General features: G+C 64.8%; 13 protein-coding genes and 1 pseudogene. 4 read left to right on the forward strand and 10 right to left on the reverse strand.

Annotation, left to right across the window (positions count from 1 at the left end; translation table 11 throughout):
- Nucleotides 1-114 precede the first annotated feature (114 nt).
- The 4 genes from ACJA3S_RS25125 to ycaC all read right to left on the reverse strand — a co-directional run bounded on the left by ACJA3S_RS25125 (nt 115) and on the right by ycaC (nt 4492).
- Nucleotides 115-1956, reverse strand: a complete 1842-nt coding sequence (locus tag ACJA3S_RS25125) for an amidohydrolase (RefSeq protein ID WP_406822312.1) — start codon at nt 1954-1956, stop codon at nt 115-117.
- Between the two features lie 367 nt (nt 1957-2323).
- Nucleotides 2324-3142: an alpha/beta fold hydrolase gene (locus ACJA3S_RS25130; protein WP_200626546.1), complete on the reverse strand. Its 819-nt coding sequence runs from the start codon at nt 3140-3142 to the stop codon at nt 2324-2326.
- Between the two features lie 38 nt (nt 3143-3180).
- A complete protein-coding gene (locus tag ACJA3S_RS25135) occupies nt 3181-3747 on the reverse strand; it encodes an antibiotic biosynthesis monooxygenase (RefSeq protein WP_406820367.1) in 567 nt (188 codons plus the stop codon).
- A 115-nt stretch (nt 3748-3862) separates the two neighbouring features.
- The gene (gene ycaC, locus ACJA3S_RS25140; RefSeq protein ID WP_406820368.1) at nt 3863-4492 is read right to left on the reverse strand and encodes an isochorismate family cysteine hydrolase YcaC; all 630 of its coding nucleotides are present in this window, start codon (nt 4490-4492) and stop codon (nt 3863-3865) included.
- Nucleotides 4493-4812: 320 nt separating this feature from the next.
- Here ycaC and ACJA3S_RS25145 point away from each other — a divergent pair, with 320 nt between their 5' ends.
- Nucleotides 4813-6240, forward strand: coding sequence for a mechanosensitive ion channel domain-containing protein (locus tag ACJA3S_RS25145; protein ID WP_406820369.1), 1428 nt, complete (start codon nt 4813-4815; stop codon nt 6238-6240).
- Between the two features lie 81 nt (nt 6241-6321).
- Here ACJA3S_RS25145 and ACJA3S_RS25150 read toward each other — a convergent pair whose 3' ends face one another.
- Both ACJA3S_RS25150 and ACJA3S_RS25155 read right to left on the reverse strand, forming a co-directional pair.
- Nucleotides 6322-7608: an NAD(P)/FAD-dependent oxidoreductase gene (locus tag ACJA3S_RS25150; protein ID WP_406820370.1), complete on the reverse strand. Its 1287-nt coding sequence runs from the start codon at nt 7606-7608 to the stop codon at nt 6322-6324.
- 167 nt (nt 7609-7775) lie between these two features.
- Nucleotides 7776-9266 carry an aldehyde dehydrogenase family protein gene (locus ACJA3S_RS25155; protein WP_170033753.1) on the reverse strand — a complete coding sequence of 497 codons (1491 nt, stop codon included), beginning with the start codon at nt 9264-9266 and terminating at the stop codon, nt 7776-7778.
- Nucleotides 9267-9401: 135 nt separating this feature from the next.
- On the opposite strand from ACJA3S_RS25155, the gene ACJA3S_RS25160 reads away from it, so the two are divergent.
- Both ACJA3S_RS25160 and ACJA3S_RS25165 read left to right on the forward strand, forming a co-directional pair.
- Nucleotides 9402-10292, forward strand: coding sequence for a LysR family transcriptional regulator (locus tag ACJA3S_RS25160; protein ID WP_406820371.1), 891 nt, complete (start codon nt 9402-9404; stop codon nt 10290-10292).
- Nucleotides 10293-10483: 191 nt separating this feature from the next.
- The gene (locus ACJA3S_RS25165) at nt 10484-11878 is read left to right on the forward strand and encodes a VOC family protein (protein WP_406820372.1); all 1395 of its coding nucleotides are present in this window, start codon (nt 10484-10486) and stop codon (nt 11876-11878) included.
- Nucleotides 11879-11917: 39 nt separating this feature from the next.
- On the opposite strand, the gene ACJA3S_RS25170 is transcribed toward ACJA3S_RS25165, so the two are convergent.
- The 3 genes and pseudogenes from ACJA3S_RS25170 to ACJA3S_RS25180 form a co-directional block, all read right to left on the reverse strand.
- Nucleotides 11918-12778, reverse strand: a complete 861-nt coding sequence (locus ACJA3S_RS25170; RefSeq protein WP_406822313.1) for a methyl-accepting chemotaxis protein — start codon at nt 12776-12778, stop codon at nt 11918-11920.
- A gap of 45 nt (nt 12779-12823) precedes the next feature.
- Nucleotides 12824-13816: pseudogene (locus ACJA3S_RS25175) on the reverse strand (Cache 3/Cache 2 fusion domain-containing protein); the annotation flags it as partial.
- Between the two features lie 167 nt (nt 13817-13983).
- Nucleotides 13984-14910: a LysR substrate-binding domain-containing protein gene (locus tag ACJA3S_RS25180; RefSeq protein WP_406820373.1), complete on the reverse strand. Its 927-nt coding sequence runs from the start codon at nt 14908-14910 to the stop codon at nt 13984-13986.
- Between the two features lie 155 nt (nt 14911-15065).
- On the opposite strand from ACJA3S_RS25180, the gene ACJA3S_RS25185 reads away from it, so the two are divergent.
- Nucleotides 15066-16454 (forward strand): NorM family multidrug efflux MATE transporter, encoded by a 1389-nt coding sequence (locus ACJA3S_RS25185; RefSeq protein WP_406820374.1) that lies wholly within the window; start codon nt 15066-15068, stop codon nt 16452-16454.
- Between the two features lie 122 nt (nt 16455-16576).
- On the opposite strand, the gene ACJA3S_RS25190 is transcribed toward ACJA3S_RS25185, so the two are convergent.
- Nucleotides 16577-18241 carry a putative bifunctional diguanylate cyclase/phosphodiesterase gene (locus tag ACJA3S_RS25190; protein WP_406820375.1) on the reverse strand — a complete coding sequence of 555 codons (1665 nt, stop codon included), beginning with the start codon at nt 18239-18241 and terminating at the stop codon, nt 16577-16579.
- Nucleotides 18242-18525: the final 284 nt, after the last annotated feature.

The following is an 18525-nucleotide window of genomic DNA, read 5'->3' on the forward strand; positions in this document are numbered from 1 at the left end:
CAAAGCCTGAGGGCTGTGGTGTACCTGTGGGAGCGGGCGAGCCCGCGAAGAGGCCAGCACTGAAGGAACAAAAAAAGGGGCCAGATACTGGCCCCTTCTTCCCATCAGCTCAGCTTAGAAAGCGAAGCACGAACAACCCAGCGCCCCCCAGAAGCCCTGGAAGTCATTCACTGGCACATTCGAATGCCGTGCCTTCTCATGACTGTGCGCATGTACCCCGCAAGGCCCGACGCACTGGTGCGCCACTGCCGCCAGCGATGGTGTACCGACGCGCCAGTGGCCCGGTACCTTGGTCACCGGCGACCACTCCGGCAGCACCGGCACCTGTGGCGGGCCGAGCTTGTCGAACTCTGCCGCGGCGTACACCACCTTGCCATCGACCACGGTCAGCACCGACTCGATGCCCTTGATCGCTTCTTCGTCGACGCTGAAGAAGTCCAGCGACAATGCCGCCAGGTCGGCCAGCTGGCCCACCTTGATCTGCCCCTTCTTGCCCTGCTCGCTGGAGAACCAGGCACTGCCCTGGGTAAACAGCTGCAAGGCGGTGTCACGGCTGAGACCTTCCGGGTACAGCTCCATGCCGCCGACGGTCTTGCCGCTGACCAGCCAGTACAGCGAAGTCCATGGGTTGTAGCTGGATACGCGGGTAGCGTCGGTACCGGCACCCACCGGCACGCCCATGTCGAGCATGCGCTTGATTGGCGGGGTCTGCTCGGCAGCCTTGGCGCCGTAGCGGTCGACGAAGTACTCACCCTGGAAGGCCATGCGGTCCTGGATGGCGATACCACCACCCAGCGCGCGCACGCGTTCGATGTTCTGCGGGGTGATGGTTTCGGCGTGGTCGAAGAACCACGGCAGGCCATTGAACGGAATGTCGCGGTTGACCTTCTCGAACACGTCGAGCATGCGCGTGATCGATTCGTTGTAGGTGGCGTGCAGGCGGAATGGCCAGCGCTGCTCGACCAGGTGGCGCACCACCGGCTCCAGCTCCTGCTCCATGGTCTGCGGCAGGTCCGGGCGCGGCTCGAGGAAGTCCTCGAAGTCGGCGGCAGAGAACACCAGCATCTCACCGGCACCGTTGTGGCGCAGGAAATCGGTGCCGCTGTGCAGCTTGACGCTGGAGGTCCACTTACGGAAGTCGTCCAGCTCTTCCTTGGGCTTTTGGGTGAACAGGTTGTAGGCGATGCGCACGGTCAGCTGGTTGTTGTCGGCCAGCTGCTGGATCACCTGGTAGTCGTCCGGGAAGTTCTGGTAGCCACCACCGGCATCGATGGCGCTGGTCAGGCCCAGGCGGTTGAGTTCACGCATGAATTGGCGGGTAGAGTTGACCTGGTACTCCAGCGGCAACTTCGGCCCCTTGGCCAGGGTGGCGTAGAGAATCATCGCGTTGGGGCGGGCGATCAGCATGCCGGTCGGGTTGCCGAACTTGTCGCGCTGGATCTCGCCACCCGGCGGGTTAGGCGTGTCCTTGGTGTAGCCAACAGCCTTGAGCGCAGCGCGGTTGAGCAGTGCGCGGTCATACAGGTGCAGCAGGAACACTGGCGTGTCCGGCGCGGCCTGGTTGATTTCTTCCAGGGTGGGCATACGTTTTTCGGCGAACTGGAATTCGTTCCAGCCACCGACCACGCGTACCCACTGCGGGGTTGGCGTACGCGCGGCCTGGTCCTTGAGCATGCGCAGGGCATCGGCCACCGAGGGTACGCCTTCCCAGCGCAGCTCCAGGTTGTAATTCAGGCCACCACGAATCAGGTGCAGGTGCGAGTCGTTCAGGCCCGGAATGACCGTGCGCTGCTTGAGGTCGATGATCTGCGTGGAGGCGCCCTTGTGGGCCATGGCCTCGGCGTCGTTACCCACGGCGATGAAGCGGCCATCCTTGATGGCGACGGCGGTCGCGGTGGGCTTTTCACGATCAACGGTGTGCAGTTTGCCGTTGAACAGAATCAGGTCGGCGGTCATGGAACCTCCTTGAGTGGATGCGTAAGCGGAACCGGTAAAGGGCAATGCGGACCAGAGCGCGCCGGCCGCACCGAGCACGCTGCTGGTGGCGAGGAACTGGCGACGGGTCTTGTCGTTGCGGTCCTGGGACATGGTCTTCTCCGTCTGGTGGCGGCGCCGGCAGGCGCAACTGCAGAGCATGCCGGTTGGTACAAGGCCAGGGCTTGGATGGATGTGCGGTGGGTTGTAGAAGGTTAGCCCTGTTCAAGCTTTGTGCTGTCTGGGCCGGCCTCTTCGCGGGCAAGCCCGCTTCCCACAGGTAGGTCACAAGGCCTGAGGCCTGCGCCGTTCCTGTGGGAGCGGGCGAGCCCGCGAATGCCTGGCACAATTACTTCTGCAGGAACGCCAACAGGTCCTCGTTCAGCTGCTGCGCATGCGTCACGGCAAACCCGTGCGGCGCCCCGGCATACACCTTCAGTTCAGCCCCACGAATCAGTTCCGCCGCCTGCTTGCCGGTGGTCTCGAACGGTACGATCTGGTCGTCGTCGCCATGAATCACCAGGGTCGGCACATCGACCTTGGCCATGTCCGGGCGGAAGTCGGTTTCGGAGAACGCCGTCACGCAGTCCAGGGTGCCCTTGATCGACGCCATCAGCGCGATGTTCAAGGTTTGGGTCTGCACGCCCTGGGACACCTGCTGCCCATGGTTCAAGCCATAGAACGGCGTGGCGAAATCGGCGATGAACTGCGCCCGGTCGGCACGCAGACCGGCGCGGATGCCTTCGAACACCGACTGGTCGACACCCTGCGGGTTATCGTCACGCTTGCCGAAGATCGGCGTCACCGCACCCAGCAAGACCAGCCCGGCCACACGCTCGCTACCGTGACGGGCAATGTAGCGGCTGACATCGCCACCGCCCATCGAGAAGCCCACCAGGGTCACTTCGCGCAGGTCGAGGTGTTCGATCAGCTGGGCGATGTCGTCGGCGAAGGTGTCGTAGTCGTAGCCGCTCCACGGTTGGCTCGAACGGCCAAAGCCACGGCGGTCGAAGGCGATGGCGCGGTAACCGCGGCTGGCCAGGAACTCCATCTGCGAATCCCACATGTCGGCATCCAGCGGCCAGCCATGGCTGAACAGCACAGGCTTGCCACTGCCCCAGTCCTTGTAATAGATCGAAGTGCCATCGCGGGTAACGAACGTGCTCATGTCGGTATCTCCTTGAAAATATGGAAGTGAAGGCTTGCTTAGCCGCGCAGCCAGTTGGCGCAGCGACGGGTTACCCAAGGCATGATGTAGAACACCACGGGCAGGATGACGAACAGGTTGCTGATCAGGTTGCCGGTGATGGCGCCGCCCAACTGCGGAAAGCGCGCGAACAGCGGCGCCAGCAGATGCGGAATGATCAGGGTCATCGGGCAGATCACCAGGTAGGTCAGCAGCGCCTGCTTCCAGCGCGGCGGTTGCGCTGCACGAGTGCTCGGTGGGGTGAACCAGAACTCCGGGTCGTCATGCACCTGGGTGTGGTCACCGCCTTCGAGCAACGGCAGCACTTCGTTGACCAGTGCCTGGCGCTCGGCCGAGTTGACCCAGGCCTGCAACAGGCTGGCGTCGGCGAAGCGCACCACGGTGGTGAAGTGCAGCCCGCCGTCGTCGGGACGGATGACATTGACGTCCAGGTGCCCAGGCTGCCGGCGCGCAGCGCTGACCGTACGCTTGAGCCAGGCTTCGTAGGCGGCCAGCGACGCGGCGCGGACCTTGTGCTGGATGACCAGGGTCACCACGTTGCGGTTGTCTTGGAATGCGGTGTTCATCGGCGTTCCTTGGGATGAGCTTGCCCGCATCCACTGTGCAACGGCGGACGGGCGGAGGATTGGACGGGTGTGCTGCACTGGCCGGGCACCGACTGGCGGTGCCCGGGAATGTGGCTTATTTGTTGGCGTTGAAGGCGTTGTAGCTGGTCATCAGGTTGCGGTAGTCGGGGATGTGGTTGGAGCACAGCGCCGCCAGGCCTTCAATGTCGTTGCGCCAGTCGCGGTGCAGCTCACAGGCCACGCCGAACCAGGTCATCAGCTGTGCACCGGCCTGGCTCATGCGGTCGTGGGCAGCGTCGCGGGTCAGGGCGTTGAAAGTGCCGGAAGCGTCGGTCACCACGAACACTTCGAACTCTTCTTCCAGGGCCGACAGCGCCGGGAAGGCTACGCAGACCTCGGTCACCACGCCGGCGATGATCAGTTGCTTCTTGCCGGTGGCCTTCACCGCCTTGACGAAGTCTTCGTTGTCCCAGGCGTTGATCTGGCCTGGGCGGGCGATGTACGGGGCGTCCGGGAACAGCGCTTTCAGCTCGGGTACCAGCGGGCCGTTGGGGCCGTGCTCGAAGCTGGTGGTGAGGATGGTCGGCAGGTTGAAGAACTTGGCCAGGTCGGCCAGCGCCAGCACGTTGTTCTTGAACGCGTCCGGCTCGATGTCGCGCACCAGCGACAGCAGGCCAGCCTGGTGGTCGACCAGTAGGACAGCGGCGTCGTCTTTGTTCAGGCGGTTGTATTTGAAGTGGGTCATGGTCGTTGCTCCCAAAGGTTTTGTCGTTCAGTAAGTAGGGTGTTTCGCGTTGATGGGAGAAGATTAAAACCATGACCTTTTTCGCGGTAGATAGCGATTTTTGGCTCTAGCGTTCTGTTTTATGAACGATGGTTTTGTGTGGGCTGTACCGGCCCTTTCGCGGCTAAAGCCGCTCCCACAGGGATTGCGCTGAATTTGAATCGTGCGCAGTACCTGTGGGAGCGGCTTTAGCCGCGAAGAGGCCGGCACAGGCCCCATTGCCTGTCCGGCCAACCTGCTCTATTACTACCCACAGCCCTCCCCTTGCCCCCGAGACCTCCATGCTGGCGTTCATCCAGTCATACCCGCTGCTGCTCGGCATCGCCTTGATCCTGCTCGACCTCGTGCTCTGGCAGCTCATTCCCCTCCAGCACCGGGCCTGGCGCATCGGCGCGCGGCTGGTGCTGTTCCTGCTGTTCAGCTCGGTACTGGTAGCCGCCGGCATGAGCCCGCTGCAACCGCCCCCCTGGGCCGACGATGTCTCGCGCAACCTGTTGGCCACGGTATTGGCCATCGGTTGGTGGCTGTTCGGCGCGCGTACGGTAACGGTGGTGTTCGGCCTGTTGCTGGTGGCCCGTGGCAGCCATGGCGGGCGCTTGCTGCAGGACGTGCTGGGGGCGTTGATCTTCCTGGCCGCCGTGGTCGCCGCGGCGGGCTATGTGCTGCAGCTGCCGGTGAAGGGCCTGCTGGCCACCTCCGGGGTGATGGCCATCGTCATCGGCCTTGCGCTGCAAAGCACGCTGGCCGACGTGTTCAGCGGCATCATCCTGAACACCACGCGGCCCTACCAGATTGGCGATTCGATCTCGATTGATGGCACCGAAGGCAAGGTGCTGGAAATCGACTGGCGGGCTACCCGCCTGCTCACCGGCAGCGGCAGCCTGGCGGTGATCCCCAACTCGGTGGCAGCCAAGGCGCGGCTGCTCAACCACAGCCGCCCGGCCGACGTACATGGCGTATCGATCAGCGTGGTGGTACCGGCCAAGGTGCGTCCCAAGCGCGTGTTCGACGCGCTGGAAAAGGCCTTGCAAGGTGTCAGCGCCATTCTGGCCACGCCAAAACCGAAGGTCGCGGTGAAGGCGTCGACGCTGGAATCAGTAGAGTACGAGGCCAGCGGCTTCGTCGCCGACGCAGGCGTCAAGGGTGATGCGCGCAACCAGCTGTTCGACCTTGCGCACCGGCACCTGGAGGCCAGCGGGGTGATGTGGAACGTGGACCTGGCCATGGCGCCACGCAGCCGTCAGCGCGAGGTGCTGGACGAAGTACGAGTGTTCCGCTCGCTGACCGATGAAGAACGCGATGCCCTGAGCCAGCGCATGACAGCGGTGGAATACCTGGCCGACCAGGTCATCCTGGGTGTGGGCGAGCATTCCGAGCACCTGCTGGTGATTGGCAGCGGCGTGGTGTCGGCGTCGATCCGCGATGGCGACAGGCTGGTGGAAGCCGGGCGCATGGGGCCGGGTGAAGTCTTGGGGATCGAGGGCATCATCGACGACGACGACTCGTTTGCCGAGTTCCGCACGTTGACCAGTTGCGTGCTGTATCGCATCGACAAGGAACAGGTCAAAAGCTGCCTGGTGCAACGTGGCGAGGTGCAGGCAGCGCTTGGCAAGTTGCAGCGCTTCAGGCGCCAGAGCCGGGAATCGCTGTTGTTGCAGAAGCCGGCTTCGATCAAGAAGGGCGGCTTCCTCAGCTGGTTGCACAAGTAGGCCTGGCCGGTTCCCACAGGTACTGCACAGGTCCCGAGGCCCGCGCGGTTGGGGTTGGCTTGCCAGCGATAGCGCCAGTGCTTACAGCACGACCCTCAGGCATTGCCCCGCGTGGTACAGCGAGAACCCGGACTCGTAGAATGCAGTGCGCAACGAAGGTGCACTCACCCCCTTCATCGGCGAGAACGGAATCGGCAGGCTGCCCGCCTCGCCCTTCAACAGGAATTCGGCAAACGCCCGGCCGATCACGGTCCCGGTGGTATTGCCACGCCCGTTGTACCCGGTGACAGCCACCAGCCCCGGCGCTGGCTCGAACAGGCGCATCAGGTGGTCGGGGGTGAAGTCGATGCAGCCGGTCCAGTGCATCTCCCACTCGACCTTGCCCAGTTCGGGGTAGTAGTGGCTCTGGATCCGGTCGGCCCAGCTGCGTATGAACCAGGCCGGCTTGTTGTCGACCCGGCCGAGGCTGCCCAGTAGCAGGCGGCCCTGGTCGTCGCGACGGATGCTGCTGAGCACGGTGCGGGTGTCCCACGAACCCTGGCCATGCGGCAGCACCTTGTCGGCGGCAGCGCCGTGCAACGGCTTGGACGCCACCTGGTAGTAGTAACCGCGGAAGAATTGCTTCTGCAGGTTGCTCCAGTCGCCTTCGGTATAGGCACCGGTGGAAATCACCACCTTGTCGGCACGCACCGAACCACGTGCGGTCTTCACTCGCCAGGCATCGCCGTCACGCTCCAGGCCTTCGACCGAGGACTGCTGGAACAGCTTGCCGCCCAGGCGCGCCACCGCAGCGGCCAGGCCCTGGGTGTAGCCCATGGGATTGATGGTGCCGGCGCGGCGGTCGAGCAGCGCGGCGGAGATCTTGTCGGTACCGCAGTATTCCTGGCATTGGGCGCCGGTCAGCAGCTCCACATCGGCACCCCGGCGGCGCCATTGTTCGTGGCGGGCCTCGAGGTCGGCGATGCCGCTGGCGTTGTGCGCCATGTGCAAGGTGCCTTTGTGCTGCGCCTGGCAGTCGATGCCAAGGCGCTCGATCATGGCGAACACTTCAGCCGGGGCCTCACCCAGCACCTTGTTCAGGCGGCTGCCCTGCTGCAGGCCAAGGGTGGCTTCAACGTCGTCAGGGCGAATCCAGGTGCCGGCGTTGACCAGGCCGACGTTGCGCCCGGAGCCACCATGGCCGATCTTCCAGGCTTCCAGCAGGATCACCGACTTGCCCTGCTCGAGCAGGTGGATGGCCGCTGACAGGCCGGTAATGCCGCCACCGATCACGCAGACATCGGCCTTGTGCTCACCGGCCAGGGCCTGGCTGGCGACGGTCGGTTGGCTGACGTGTTCCCACAAGCATTGTTGACGCAGTTCGGACATGGCCCGGCTCCAGCAATTTTGTTCTTGTTGGGGCTGCCTTGCAGCCCATTCGCGGGCACGCCCGCTCCCACAGAATCCTCCCAGGCTTCGAACGCTATGGGGACCCTGTGGGAGCGGGCTTGCCCGCGAACCGGGGGCCATGCCCCCGGCCATGCAGCATCAATCCATCAATCGAACACGATACCCTGCGCCAGCGGCAGCTCGCGCGAATAGTTCACGGTGTTGGTCTGGCGACGCATGTAGCCTTTCCAGGCGTCCGAACCGGACTCACGGCCACCGCCGGTTTCCTTCTCGCCACCGAACGCACCGCCGATCTCGGCGCCGCTGGTGCCGATGTTGACGTTGGCGATACCGCAGTCGCTGCCCGAAGCACTCTGGAAGCGCTCGGCCTCACGGATGTCGGTGGTGAAGATGCACGACGACAGGCCTTGTGGCACTTCGTTGTTCAGGCGCAGGGCCTCTTCGAAATCGTCGTAGGCCAGCACGTACAGGATCGGGGCGAAGGTTTCGTGGCGCACCACGTCGCTCTGCGCCGGCATTTCGGCAATGGCTGGCGACACGTAGTAGGCGTTCGGGTACTGGTCGGCCAGCTGGCGCTCGCCGCCAAACACCTGGCCGCCTTCATCACGGGCCTTGGCCAGCGCTCCCTGCATGGCATCGAACGACTGCTTGTCGATCAGCGGCCCCACCAGGTTGTCCTTGCGTGGGTCGCCAATGCGCACCTTGCCATAGGCGGCCTTGACGCGGGCAACCACTTCGTCCTTGATCGAGCGGTGCACGATCAGGCGGCGCAAGGTGGTGCAACGCTGGCCGGCGGTACCGACAGCGGAGAACAGGATGCCGCGCACGGCCAGGTCCAGGTCGGCACTCGGGGCCAGGATCATGGCGTTGTTGCCACCCAGTTCCAGGATGCTGCGGCCGAAGCGGGCCGCCACGCGCGGGCCTACTTCACGGCCCATGCGGGTGCTGCCAGTGGCGCTGACCAGCGGTACGCGCGGGTCGTCGACCAGGGCTTCGCCGGCTTCACGGCCGCCGATCACCAGCTGCGCCAGGCCAGCCGGGGCATCGCCGAAGGCTTTCAGGGCTTTGTCGAACAGTGCCTGGCAGGCCAGGGCGGTCAGCGGGGTCTTCTCCGACGGCTTCCACACCACCGAGTTGCCGGCCACCAGGGCCAGGGCAGTGTTCCAGGCCCAGACCGCGACCGGGAAGTTGAAGGCACTGATCACACCGACCACGCCCAGCGGGTGCCAGGTTTCCCGCATGTGGTGGCCAGGGCGCTCGGAAGCGATGGTCAGGCCGTACAGCTGGCGCGACAGGCCAACGGCGAAGTCGCAGATGTCGATCATTTCCTGCACTTCGCCCAGGCCTTCCTGGGTGATCTTGCCGGCTTCGATCGATACCAGCTCGCCGAGGTCGGCCTTGTGCTCACGCAGCACTTCGCCGAACAGCCGCACCAGTTCGCCACGGCGCGGGGCCGGCACGCTGCGCCAGGCTTCGAAGGCGCCTTGCGCCTGGTCGATGCGGGCGATGGTCTCGGCCTTGCCGAGCAGTTTCACCGAGGCGATCTGGCTGCCGTCGATCGGCGTGTGAACAGGGTAGTCGCCCTGGGTGTAAGCCTCGGCAGCAACGCCAAGGCGCTCGAGCAATCCAGCAACCATTGTGCTTCTCCTACATCGGGTGATGGGGTGGAAAAATGACGTGGGTCAGTATTAATCCGATCACATAGCTACAACAAACGACCTTTATTCCGCATATCATTCCGTCAGGTAATGATTTGAGCCGCAGAGACCGCTATGTCCAAACGCCTGGTGCCCTCCATGACCGCCCTGCAGTGCTTTGAAGCTGCAGCCCGCCATTTGAGCTTTACCCGTGCCGCCGAAGAACTGCACCTGACCCAGAGCGCGGTCAGCAAGCAGGTGGCGCAGCTGGAAGACATGCTGCGCCACCACCTGTTCCTGCGCATCCGCCGCCGCCTGCAGCTGACCCCAGCCGGTAGCCTGTACCTGGCCGAGGTCAACAAGATCCTCACCCAGGTCGACATGTCCAGCCGCTACGTGCTCACCTACGGCGAGCAGACCGAGATATTGAAGGTAGCCACCCAGCCGAGTTTCGGCGTGCGCTGGCTGATTCCGCACCTCAAGGGGTTTGGCAAACGCCACGGCAACATCCACCTCGACATCCGCAACGAGATGGAGCCGTTCGCCTTGCTGCAGGGGTCGGCAGACGTGGTGTTCTTCTATGGCCAGGGCACCTGGCCGGGGGCCACCTGCATGGAGCTGTTCGGAGAAGAAGTGGTGCCGGTGTGTGCGCCAGAGCTGCTGGCCGGCCGCGAGCTGGTCGATGCCGGGCAACTGGCCGAGCTGGTGCTGCTACAGAGCACCTCGCGGCCAGAAGCGTGGCACGAATGGTTTCTGGAGCTGGGCCTGGAAAGCGTCAGCGCCTACCACGGGCCGCGCTTCGATACGTTCTATATGGCTTTGAGCGCTGCGCAGTCCGGCTGCGGGGTGGCGCTGGTGCCACGCTACCTGGCGGCGAAGGAACTGGCCGAGGGCAGCCTGGTGGTGCCCTGGAACCATGCGATGCCCAGTGCCGGGGCGCATTACCTGGCGTATGCCGAGCATGCAGCAGAGGTGCCCAAGGTGCGGGCGTTGGTGGAGTGGATTCGCGAGCAGCTCTCGGCTTGAGGGCCTCTTCGCGGGCAAGCCCGCTCCCACAGGGGCCGCGCAAGGTCTGGACCCTGTGGGAGCGGGCATGCCCGCGAAAGGGCCCTTGAGGTCGATCAAAAAAGGAATGACACACCCACTTTTTTTCGCTTGTAAGCCAAGTGCATTCCCCGCTTTCATGTAAGCGTCCGAACCCAACCAGGAAGCTAGCGATGCCCGCCCACGATTTCGTCAGCCCCGACAACATCCGCGCGCAGTTCTCTGCCGCCATGTCGCTCATGTACAAACAGGAAGTGCCCCTGTACGGCACGCTGCTGGAGCTGGTGAGCGAAATCAACCAGCAGGTCATGGCCCGGCAACCTGAAGTCGCCGAGGCCCTGCGCTGGACAGGCGAGATCGAACGGCTGGACCAGGAGCGCCACGGGGCTATCCGCGTCGGCACTGCTGAAGAACTGGCAACCATTGCCCGTCTGTTCGCGGTGATGGGCATGCAGCCGGTCGGCTACTACGACCTCAGCTCCGCCGGGGTGCCAGTTCACTCCACCGCCTTCCGCGCAGTGCACGAGCAGTCGCTGCACGTCAGCCCGTTCCGCGTGTTCACTTCGCTGCTGCGCCTGGAACTGATCGACAACCCGCAGCTGCGTGCACTGGCAGAGAGCATCCTGGCCAAACGCAAGATCTTCACCGACCGCGCCCTTGAACTGATTGCCCAGTGCGAACGCGACGGTGGCCTGAACGCCGCAGATGCCGAGGCATTCGTGCAGGAAGCGCTGCACACCTTCCGCTGGCACCATGACGCCACGGTTACTGCCGAGCAGTACCAGCAGCTGCACGACCAGCACCGCCTGATCGCCGACGTGGTGGCCTTCAAAGGCCCGCACATCAACCACCTGACCCCGCGCACGCTGGACATCGATGCGATCCAGGCCGGCATGCCAGCCAAAGGCATCCCGCCAAAGGCGGTGGTCGAGGGGCCGCCCACCCGACGCCACCCGATCCTGCTGCGTCAAACCAGTTTCAAGGCCCTGCAGGAAAAGGTCGCCTTCAGCGACCAGCAGGGCAGCGAAGGCAGCCACACCGCGCGCTTCGGCGAAATCGAGCAACGCGGTGCGGCCCTGACGCCGAAAGGCCGTCAGCTGTACGACAAACTGCTCGATGCCACTCGGGCCGCCCTGGGTGGCGTGCCGGCCGAGGCCAATGCCGGACGCTACATGGCGCTGCTGAAGGAGAACTTTGCCGATTTCCCGGACGACCTGGCGCAGATGCGCCAGCAGGGGCTGGCGTATTTCCGTTACTTCGCCACCGAGAAAGGCCTGGCCGCGCGTGACCAGCATGACCGCCCGAGCACCCTGGAAGGGCTGATCGAAGCGGGTCACGTGCACTACGAAGCGCTGGTTTACGAGGACTTCCTGCCGGTGAGTGCGGCAGGGATCTTCCAGTCCAACCTGGGTGACGACGCGCACGCCGAGTACGGCAGCAATGCCAACCGCGCTGCGTTCGAAGCAGCGCTGGGCATGCAGGTGCAGGATGAGCTGGCCCTGTATGCACTAAGCGAACGGCGGTCGCTGCAGGCCTGTGCGCAGGCGTTGAACCTGGGTTCGATGTAAGGTTTCAGATTGCGGGGGCGCCCTGCGCCCCCTGCGGTTTCAGCGGAAGCGGTCCACTTCCTGGCGCAACTGTGCCGCCAAACCTTCCAGTTCACGCGCGGTAGAGGCCAGTTCATTGGCCACCTCGCGTTGCTCGCCGTTGGCCTGGGCAATGCTCTGCAGGTTGCGGCTGAGCAGCGTCGCGGTACTGCTCTGCTCCTGAGTGGCGGTACTGATCACCGCAAATTGCTCACCGGCCGCACGGCTCTGCTCGTCGATACGTGCCAACGCCTGGGCCACCTTGTCGTTGCGTTCCAGGCCTTCCTGCATCAGCTGGTTGCCTTGCTCCAGCGTGGTGATGGCGTGCCCGGTCTGCTGCTGGATGCTGGTGATCATGCTGGAAATCTCGTCCGTGGCCTGGCGGGTACGCGCAGCCAGCCCCCGCACCTCATCGGCCACCACGGCAAAGCCACGCCCCTGCTCGCCGGCACGGGCCGCCTCGATGGCGGCATTCAGCGCCAGCAGGTTGGTCTGCTCGGCAATGGCGGTGATTACGCTGATGATGCCGCCGATTTCCTGCGAGCGGGCGCCCAGGCTGTCCATCACCGTGGCGGTACCGCCGAGCGCCTCGGCAATCTGCGTCAGCGAGCGCGACGCCTCGTCCATGGCATTGCGGCCGATGCGGGTCTGCTGGGCGTTGTCACGGGCCATGCGCTCGGTGCCGGCCATGTTGTCGGCGATGTTCATCGAGGTGGCGCTGAACTCTTCCACCGCGCCGGCCATGCTGGTGATTTCGCCGGATTGCTGGTCCATGCCTTCGCACGCACCGGCCGACAGGCCAGCCAGCGAGCGTGCACGGGTACTGACCTGCTCGGAGGCACTACGGATGTGCTCGACCATGGTCGCCAGTGCTTCACCCATCTTGTTGAAGCTGCGTGCCAGCTGGCCGATCTCGTCATCGCTGGTCACGCTCAGGCGTGCCCCCAGGTCTCCCGCCCCAAGCGCTTCTGCCTGGCGCACCAGGTCGTCCAGCGGGCGCAGCTTGCGGCGCAACAGCCACAGCGTGGCGGCAACAGCCAGCAGCATCGCCAGCAGGCTGCCGATGGCCAGGCGCAGGCCAACGCTCCAGGTCACTTCGCGGATTTCTGCCATCGGCATGCTCGCGACCACGGTCCAGGGCCCTTCGGCGAAGGGGGCGGTGGCGCTGTACAACTGCTGGTCGGCATTGGCCGGCGGCACCAGCCAGGCGCCCTTCTCGTCGCGCAAGGCCAACGAGCCGGTCTGGCCGATGCGGAAGCGCGCCAGGTTGGCAAACTGGGCATTCTGCGCGTCGGTGTAGTCGAAGCCGACGAACAGCACGGCGATTACCTGACCATTGGCGTCACTCACCGGCACGTAGCGGGTCATGTAGTTACGCTCGAACAGCACGGCGCGGCCCACATACATCTGCCCGGCCAGCAACCGGGCGTAGGCCGGGTGCTGGCGATCGAGCAGGGTACCGATGGCGCGGCTGCCGTCCTGCTTCTTCAGGTTGGTGCTGATGCGCACGAAATCGTCACCGCTGCGCACGAACAGCGTGGCGATGCCGGCGGTCATCTGCTGGAAATCGTCGACCAGCTGGAAGTCGTTGTTCAGCAGCTGGTTGCCCAGGTACAGGGCAGGCGTGGCCTGGCCGGCGACCTGCACGGTCTCGCCCGCATGCAACGACAGGCCCGAGGCGAAGCGCCGCTCGAACAGCCCGCTGAGGCGCTGGGTATTGTCCTTGAGCGAGCCGTGGAAGGTGTCGAGCTGGTCGGCCAGCAAACGCGCCTCGCTGGCCAGGTGGGCCTGGCGGGTGGCGAGGTTGGCATCGTCCAGCGAGCGCAAGGCGAACAGGGTACTGCCGGAAATCACCAGCGCCAGCACGATGGCGAGGGCAACCCCCAGTTGCGAGGCGATTCGGGCACGCGGTTGAGACATGGTCAAGCTCCTGGCAAGAGGCCGGGATCGTCCTGATCACGTGGGCCACCCGCTTGTTGTCGTCGGGAAGCGCGCCCTCTTCCGGGACGCTGGTGCCACTTGATCGGCGTCGCCGGGGAATACTTGAGTGTCGGACCGGGATATTCGCAAACCTTTGCGTCTGCCATTCAAGGCGCCGGCAGGATCTGCACATCGGGCAGATCCACCGCCGCCGCTTCGTCCTGCAGGAACCTGCTCAGGCGCCGCAAGCGCTCCCCGCCCGGGCGGGTGCGCGGCCATACCATGTAGTAGTCCATGCCACTGGGGACGGCGGTCGGCCAGGGCAGGCTGAGGCGCCCCTGCGCCACGTCCTCGGCCACCATCAGCAGGTCTCCCATGGAGATGCCGTAGCCGCGCGCGGCCGCGATCATGCCCAGTTCCAGGGTATCGAACACCTGCCCGCCCTTGAGCGAGACCTGGTCGCCGAGCCCCATGCGTTCGAGCCAGGCGCGCCAGTCGCGCTTGTCCGGCGTCGGGTGCAGCAGTTCGATACCGGCCAGCCGTCGCACATCCCAGGGGCCATCCGCGAGCAGGTCCGGCGCGCCTACCGGTATCAGCAGTTCGGCGAACAACCGGCGCACCTCCCAGTCTGGCGGGAACACGCCGTCACTGAGCAGCACCGCACAGTCGAACGGTTCGTTGCTGAAGTCCACATGGTCAACGTCCATCCAGGCACTGGTCAGCTGCACTTCGTTGCCGGGCTGCAAGTGCCGGAACCGGCTCAGCCGCGCCAGCAGCCAGCGCATGGTCAGGGTCGAAGGCGCCTTCATGCGCAGGATGCCGTCTTCGCCACGCAAGGTATCGCAGGCCCGCTCCAGCGCGGCGAAGCCTTCCCGCACGCCTGGCAGCAGCACCCGCGCCGCTTCGGTCAGTTGCAGGCTGCGGCCATTGCGCACGAACAGGCGACAGGCGAAGTGGTCCTCCAGTGTGCGGATGTGCCGGCTGACCGCGCTCTGGGTGATCGACAGTTCCTCACCGGCACGGGTGAACGAACTCAGCCGCGCGGCGGCTTCGAATGCACGCAGGGCATACAACGGGGGAAGCTGACGGGACATGAGGCACCTGCCATGCGCGGCTGTGGACGGATCACCGCTGAGCATATATGCATGAGTCACACTCATGCCAACGATCGCTTTTATCCTTTTGTGCAAAGTTGACCAAAGCCTCAGAATCGCCCTTCGTTGATCGCCCCAGGAAGAAGGACCGTCCCATGCACGTCGCGCCCACTACCGAACTCAAGGCTTTGCTGCGCCTGGCCGGGCCGCTGATCGCCTCGCAACTGGCGCACATGCTGATGGTGCTCACCGACACCCTGATGATGGCCCGCATCAGCCCGCAGGCACTGGCCGGCGGTGGCCTGGGGGCGGCGAGCTATTCGTTCGTGTCGATCTTCTGCCTGGGCGTGATCGCGGCAGTCGGCACACTGGTGGCGATCCGCAAGGGTGCCAACGACATCGAGGGCGCCACGCGCCTGGCGCAGAACGGTCTGTGGCTGGCCTGGGGCCTGGCGCTGTGCGCCGGGCTGGTACTGTGGAACCTCGAGCCGGTGCTGTTGCTGTTCGGGCAAAAACCCGAGAACGTGGCCTCGGCCGCCGAATTCCTCACCCTGCTGCCGCTGGCCCTGCCCGGCTACCTGACCTTCATGGCCTTGCGCGGTTTCACCAGCGCCCTGGGCCGCTCGACCCCGGTGATGGTCATCAGCCTGGTAGGCACGGTGCTCAACTACCTGCTCAACGTGGCGCTGATCGAAGGCATGTTCGGCCTGCCCAGGCTGGGCCTGATGGGCATCGGCCTGGTCACTGCGGTGGTGTCGATGGGCATGGCCATCGCCCTGGCGCTGTATATCCGCTGGCACCCGGCCTATGCGGCCTACCCGCTGCGCAAGGGCCTGTCGCGCCCGTCGCTGCCGGCCCTTCGCGAACTGTGGCGGCTGGGCCTGCCGATTGGCGGTACCTACATGGTGGAAGTCGGCCTGTTCGCCTTCGCCGCGCTGTGCATGGGCGTGCTGGGCAGTACCGAGCTGGCGGCGCACCAGATCGCCCTGCAGATCGTCTCCACGGCGTTCATGGTGCCGACCGGCCTGTCGTACGCGGTGACCATGCGGGTGGGGCTGTACTTCGGCGCCGGCAACCTGCTGGCGGCGCGCAGCGCCGGGCGGGTGGGTATCGGCTTCGGGGCGATGATCATGTTTGCCTTTGCCGCGTTGTTCTGGCTGCTGCCCGATGCGCTGGTGGGGCTGTTCATCGACCGCAACGACCCGGCCTTCGCGGCGATCTTCCAGCTGGCGGTGCAGCTGCTGGCAGTGGCGGCATGGTTCGAGTTGTTCGACGGCATGCAGACCATTGCCATGGGTTCGATCCGCGGCCTGAAGGACGCCAAGACCACCTTCCTGATCGGGCTGGTGTGCTACTGGTTGGTGGGGGCGCCGAGCGCCTGGCTGTTCACCTTTACCTTGGGCGGTGGCGCGGTGGGGGTATGGTGGGGCCTGGCGCTGGGGCTGGCGTGTGCGGCGGTGGCGCTGACCTGTGGTTTTGAGTGGCGGATGAAGCGGTTGCTGGGGAAGGCCGGGCTGCCTGACAGGTCTGCAGTGTCTGTGTGACTGTTGGGGCTGCTTTGCAGCCCTTTCGCGACGCAAGGCCGCTCCTACCTGGGCTGCGTTCGCCGATCGATGTTGGAGCGGCCTTGTGTCGCGACAGGAGGGCGAAGCCCTCCCCTGCGATGTCACAGGCTAACCAGCTTCGGCTTGCTGTAATCCAGCAAGAACTCCATCAACTCGCCCACCGGCAACGGCTTGCTGACCAGGAAGCCCTGCACCTGATCACAACCGAATCCGCGCAACAAGGCCAGCTGCTCTTCACTCTCCACTCCCTCGGCCACCACCTCGAGGTTGAGGTTGTGCGCCAGGTTGATCATGGCGTGCACCAGCTTGCGGTTCTCTTCACGCATTTCCATTTCGGCCACGAAACTGCGGTCCACCTTGAGCAAGGTGATCGGCAGGCTGTTGAGGTGCACGAACGAAGAGAACCCGGTACCGAAGTCATCCAGTGAGAAACGCACGCCCAGGCGCCCCAGGGCATCCATGGTCTGGCGTACCAGCTCGTTGCGGCGCATCACCGCTGTTTCGGTCAGTTCGAATTCCAGCCAGCGGGCATCGACACCATGCTCGATGATCAACCGGCTCAAGGTGGCCAGCAACTGGCTGTCCTGGAACTGCCGGAAACTCAGGTTGACCGCCATGTGCAGCGGCTCCAGCCCGCCCTCGCACAGTGCCTGCATGTCACGCAGGGCACGGGAAATGACCCAGTAGCCCAACGGCACGATCAGCCCGCTCTGCTCGGCCAGCGGCACGAACTCGCTGGGCGGCAACAGGCCACGCTCGGCATGGCGCCAGCGCACCAGCGCCTCCAGGCCAACGATGCGCCCATCGGCCAGGTTCAGTCGCGGCTGGTAGTGCAACTCCAGCTCGTCACGGCGCAGGGCACGACGCAGCTCGCTCTCCAGGTCGGCAAGGCTGCGGGCATTGCGGTTGATGCGCTCGTTGAACACATGGAAGGTACAGCCCTGGCTACCCTTGGCCTGGCGCATGGCGATGTGCGCGTGCCACATCAGCGGGTCGGCCCCGCCCTGGACGCGTGCATGGGCCAGGCCCAGGCTGCAACCCAACAGCAGGCTTTCGCCGTCGATCCAGTAGGGCTCGGCCAACGCTTCGACAATGCGCTCGGCAATCCACTCGGCGCGGTTGGCGTCACGGCGAGTGTCGATCAGCAGGGCGAATTCATCACTGCCCAGGCGCGCCAGCTGGTCACCCGCCTCCAGTTGCTGCTTCAGGCGTGCCACCACTTGCAGGATCAGGCGGTCGCCGCTCTGGTGACCAAGCGCATCGTTGACGTGACGGAAGTTGTCCAGGTCCAGATGGCCAAGGGCAACGCCGCGACCATCGTTCTCGGCCAGGCGCGCGGTGAGCAAGGCCTGGAAGCCCTGGCGGTTGGCGATACCGGTCAATGGGTCCTGCTCGGCCAGGCGCTGCAAGGTGGCCACCAGCACGCCGCGTTCACGCACATGGCGCAGCGAGCGGCGCAAGCTGTCGGCATTGAGTTGCCCGCGCACCAGCCAATCGCTGACCGCGCTCGGTGGCAGCTCGGGCTCATGCTCGAGCAGCAGGATGGTCGGCAGGTCGCAGCGCCCCGGTGCAGGTTGCAAAGCCGGGGTGGCCAGCACGACAGCCTGGCGGTCATTGCTGAACAGACTGTCTACCGCCTCCCAGTTGGGCGCAGTCAGCAGCACTGCAGCACCGTCCAATGCCCGCACGCAGTCGCGCAGCAATACGGTCCATTCCGGCTCATCAGCCAACAGCAGCAAACGCAGAGGTTCGACAGGCGTGGACAAGCGGGCTCCTTAGGGCTTCACGGGGCAACGGAAGAGTTCGGGTATGCTACTGCACAAATGAGAATGATTTCTAAATTTGTGCGCGCAAAGGCAGGCGTAACATCCCGACGCATTTTGTCGTGCATCCTGCGCGAAACGGACCCAACCGGCAAATACGTTTTTTTCAGTGCCTAGGATTAGCTGCACTAATACTGGACCGGTCACAAAAGTCTGACTCAGACGTCAGACGGTCGCGCCATAAAGGCCGCATGCCTGTTAGAATGCGCGGCTATTTTCTGGCGACC

This window comes from Pseudomonas sp. KnCO4 (assembly GCF_045344305.1).
GTDB classification, from domain to species: Bacteria; Pseudomonadota; Gammaproteobacteria; order Pseudomonadales; family Pseudomonadaceae; genus Aquipseudomonas; species Aquipseudomonas anuradhapurensis.

Bases quoted from the DNA above. Each gene is read 5' to 3' on its own strand.
- ACJA3S_RS25125 (WP_406822312.1), bottom strand. From the start codon at position 1,956: ATGACCGCCGACCTGATTCTGTTCAACGGCAAACTGCACACCGTTGAT.
- ACJA3S_RS25130 (WP_200626546.1), bottom strand. From the start codon at position 3,142: ATGAGCACGTTCGTTACCCGCGATGGCACTTCGATCTATTACAAGGAC.
- ACJA3S_RS25135 (WP_406820367.1), bottom strand. From the start codon at position 3,747: ATGAACACCGCATTCCAAGACAACCGCAACGTGGTGACCCTGGTCATC.
- ycaC (WP_406820368.1), bottom strand. From the start codon at position 4,492: ATGACCCACTTCAAATACAACCGCCTGAACAAAGACGACGCCGCTGTC.
- ACJA3S_RS25145 (WP_406820369.1), top strand. From the start codon at position 4,813: ATGCTGGCGTTCATCCAGTCATACCCGCTGCTGCTCGGCATCGCCTTG.
- ACJA3S_RS25150 (WP_406820370.1), bottom strand. From the start codon at position 7,608: ATGTCCGAACTGCGTCAACAATGCTTGTGGGAACACGTCAGCCAACCG.
- ACJA3S_RS25155 (WP_170033753.1), bottom strand. From the start codon at position 9,266: ATGGTTGCTGGATTGCTCGAGCGCCTTGGCGTTGCTGCCGAGGCTTAC.
- ACJA3S_RS25160 (WP_406820371.1), top strand. From the start codon at position 9,402: ATGTCCAAACGCCTGGTGCCCTCCATGACCGCCCTGCAGTGCTTTGAA.
- ACJA3S_RS25165 (WP_406820372.1), top strand. From the start codon at position 10,484: ATGCCCGCCCACGATTTCGTCAGCCCCGACAACATCCGCGCGCAGTTC.
- ACJA3S_RS25170 (WP_406822313.1), bottom strand. From the start codon at position 12,778: ATGGGTGAAGCACTGGCGACCATGGTCGAGCACATCCGTAGTGCCTCC.
- ACJA3S_RS25180 (WP_406820373.1), bottom strand. From the start codon at position 14,910: ATGTCCCGTCAGCTTCCCCCGTTGTATGCCCTGCGTGCATTCGAAGCC.
- ACJA3S_RS25185 (WP_406820374.1), top strand. From the start codon at position 15,066: ATGCACGTCGCGCCCACTACCGAACTCAAGGCTTTGCTGCGCCTGGCC.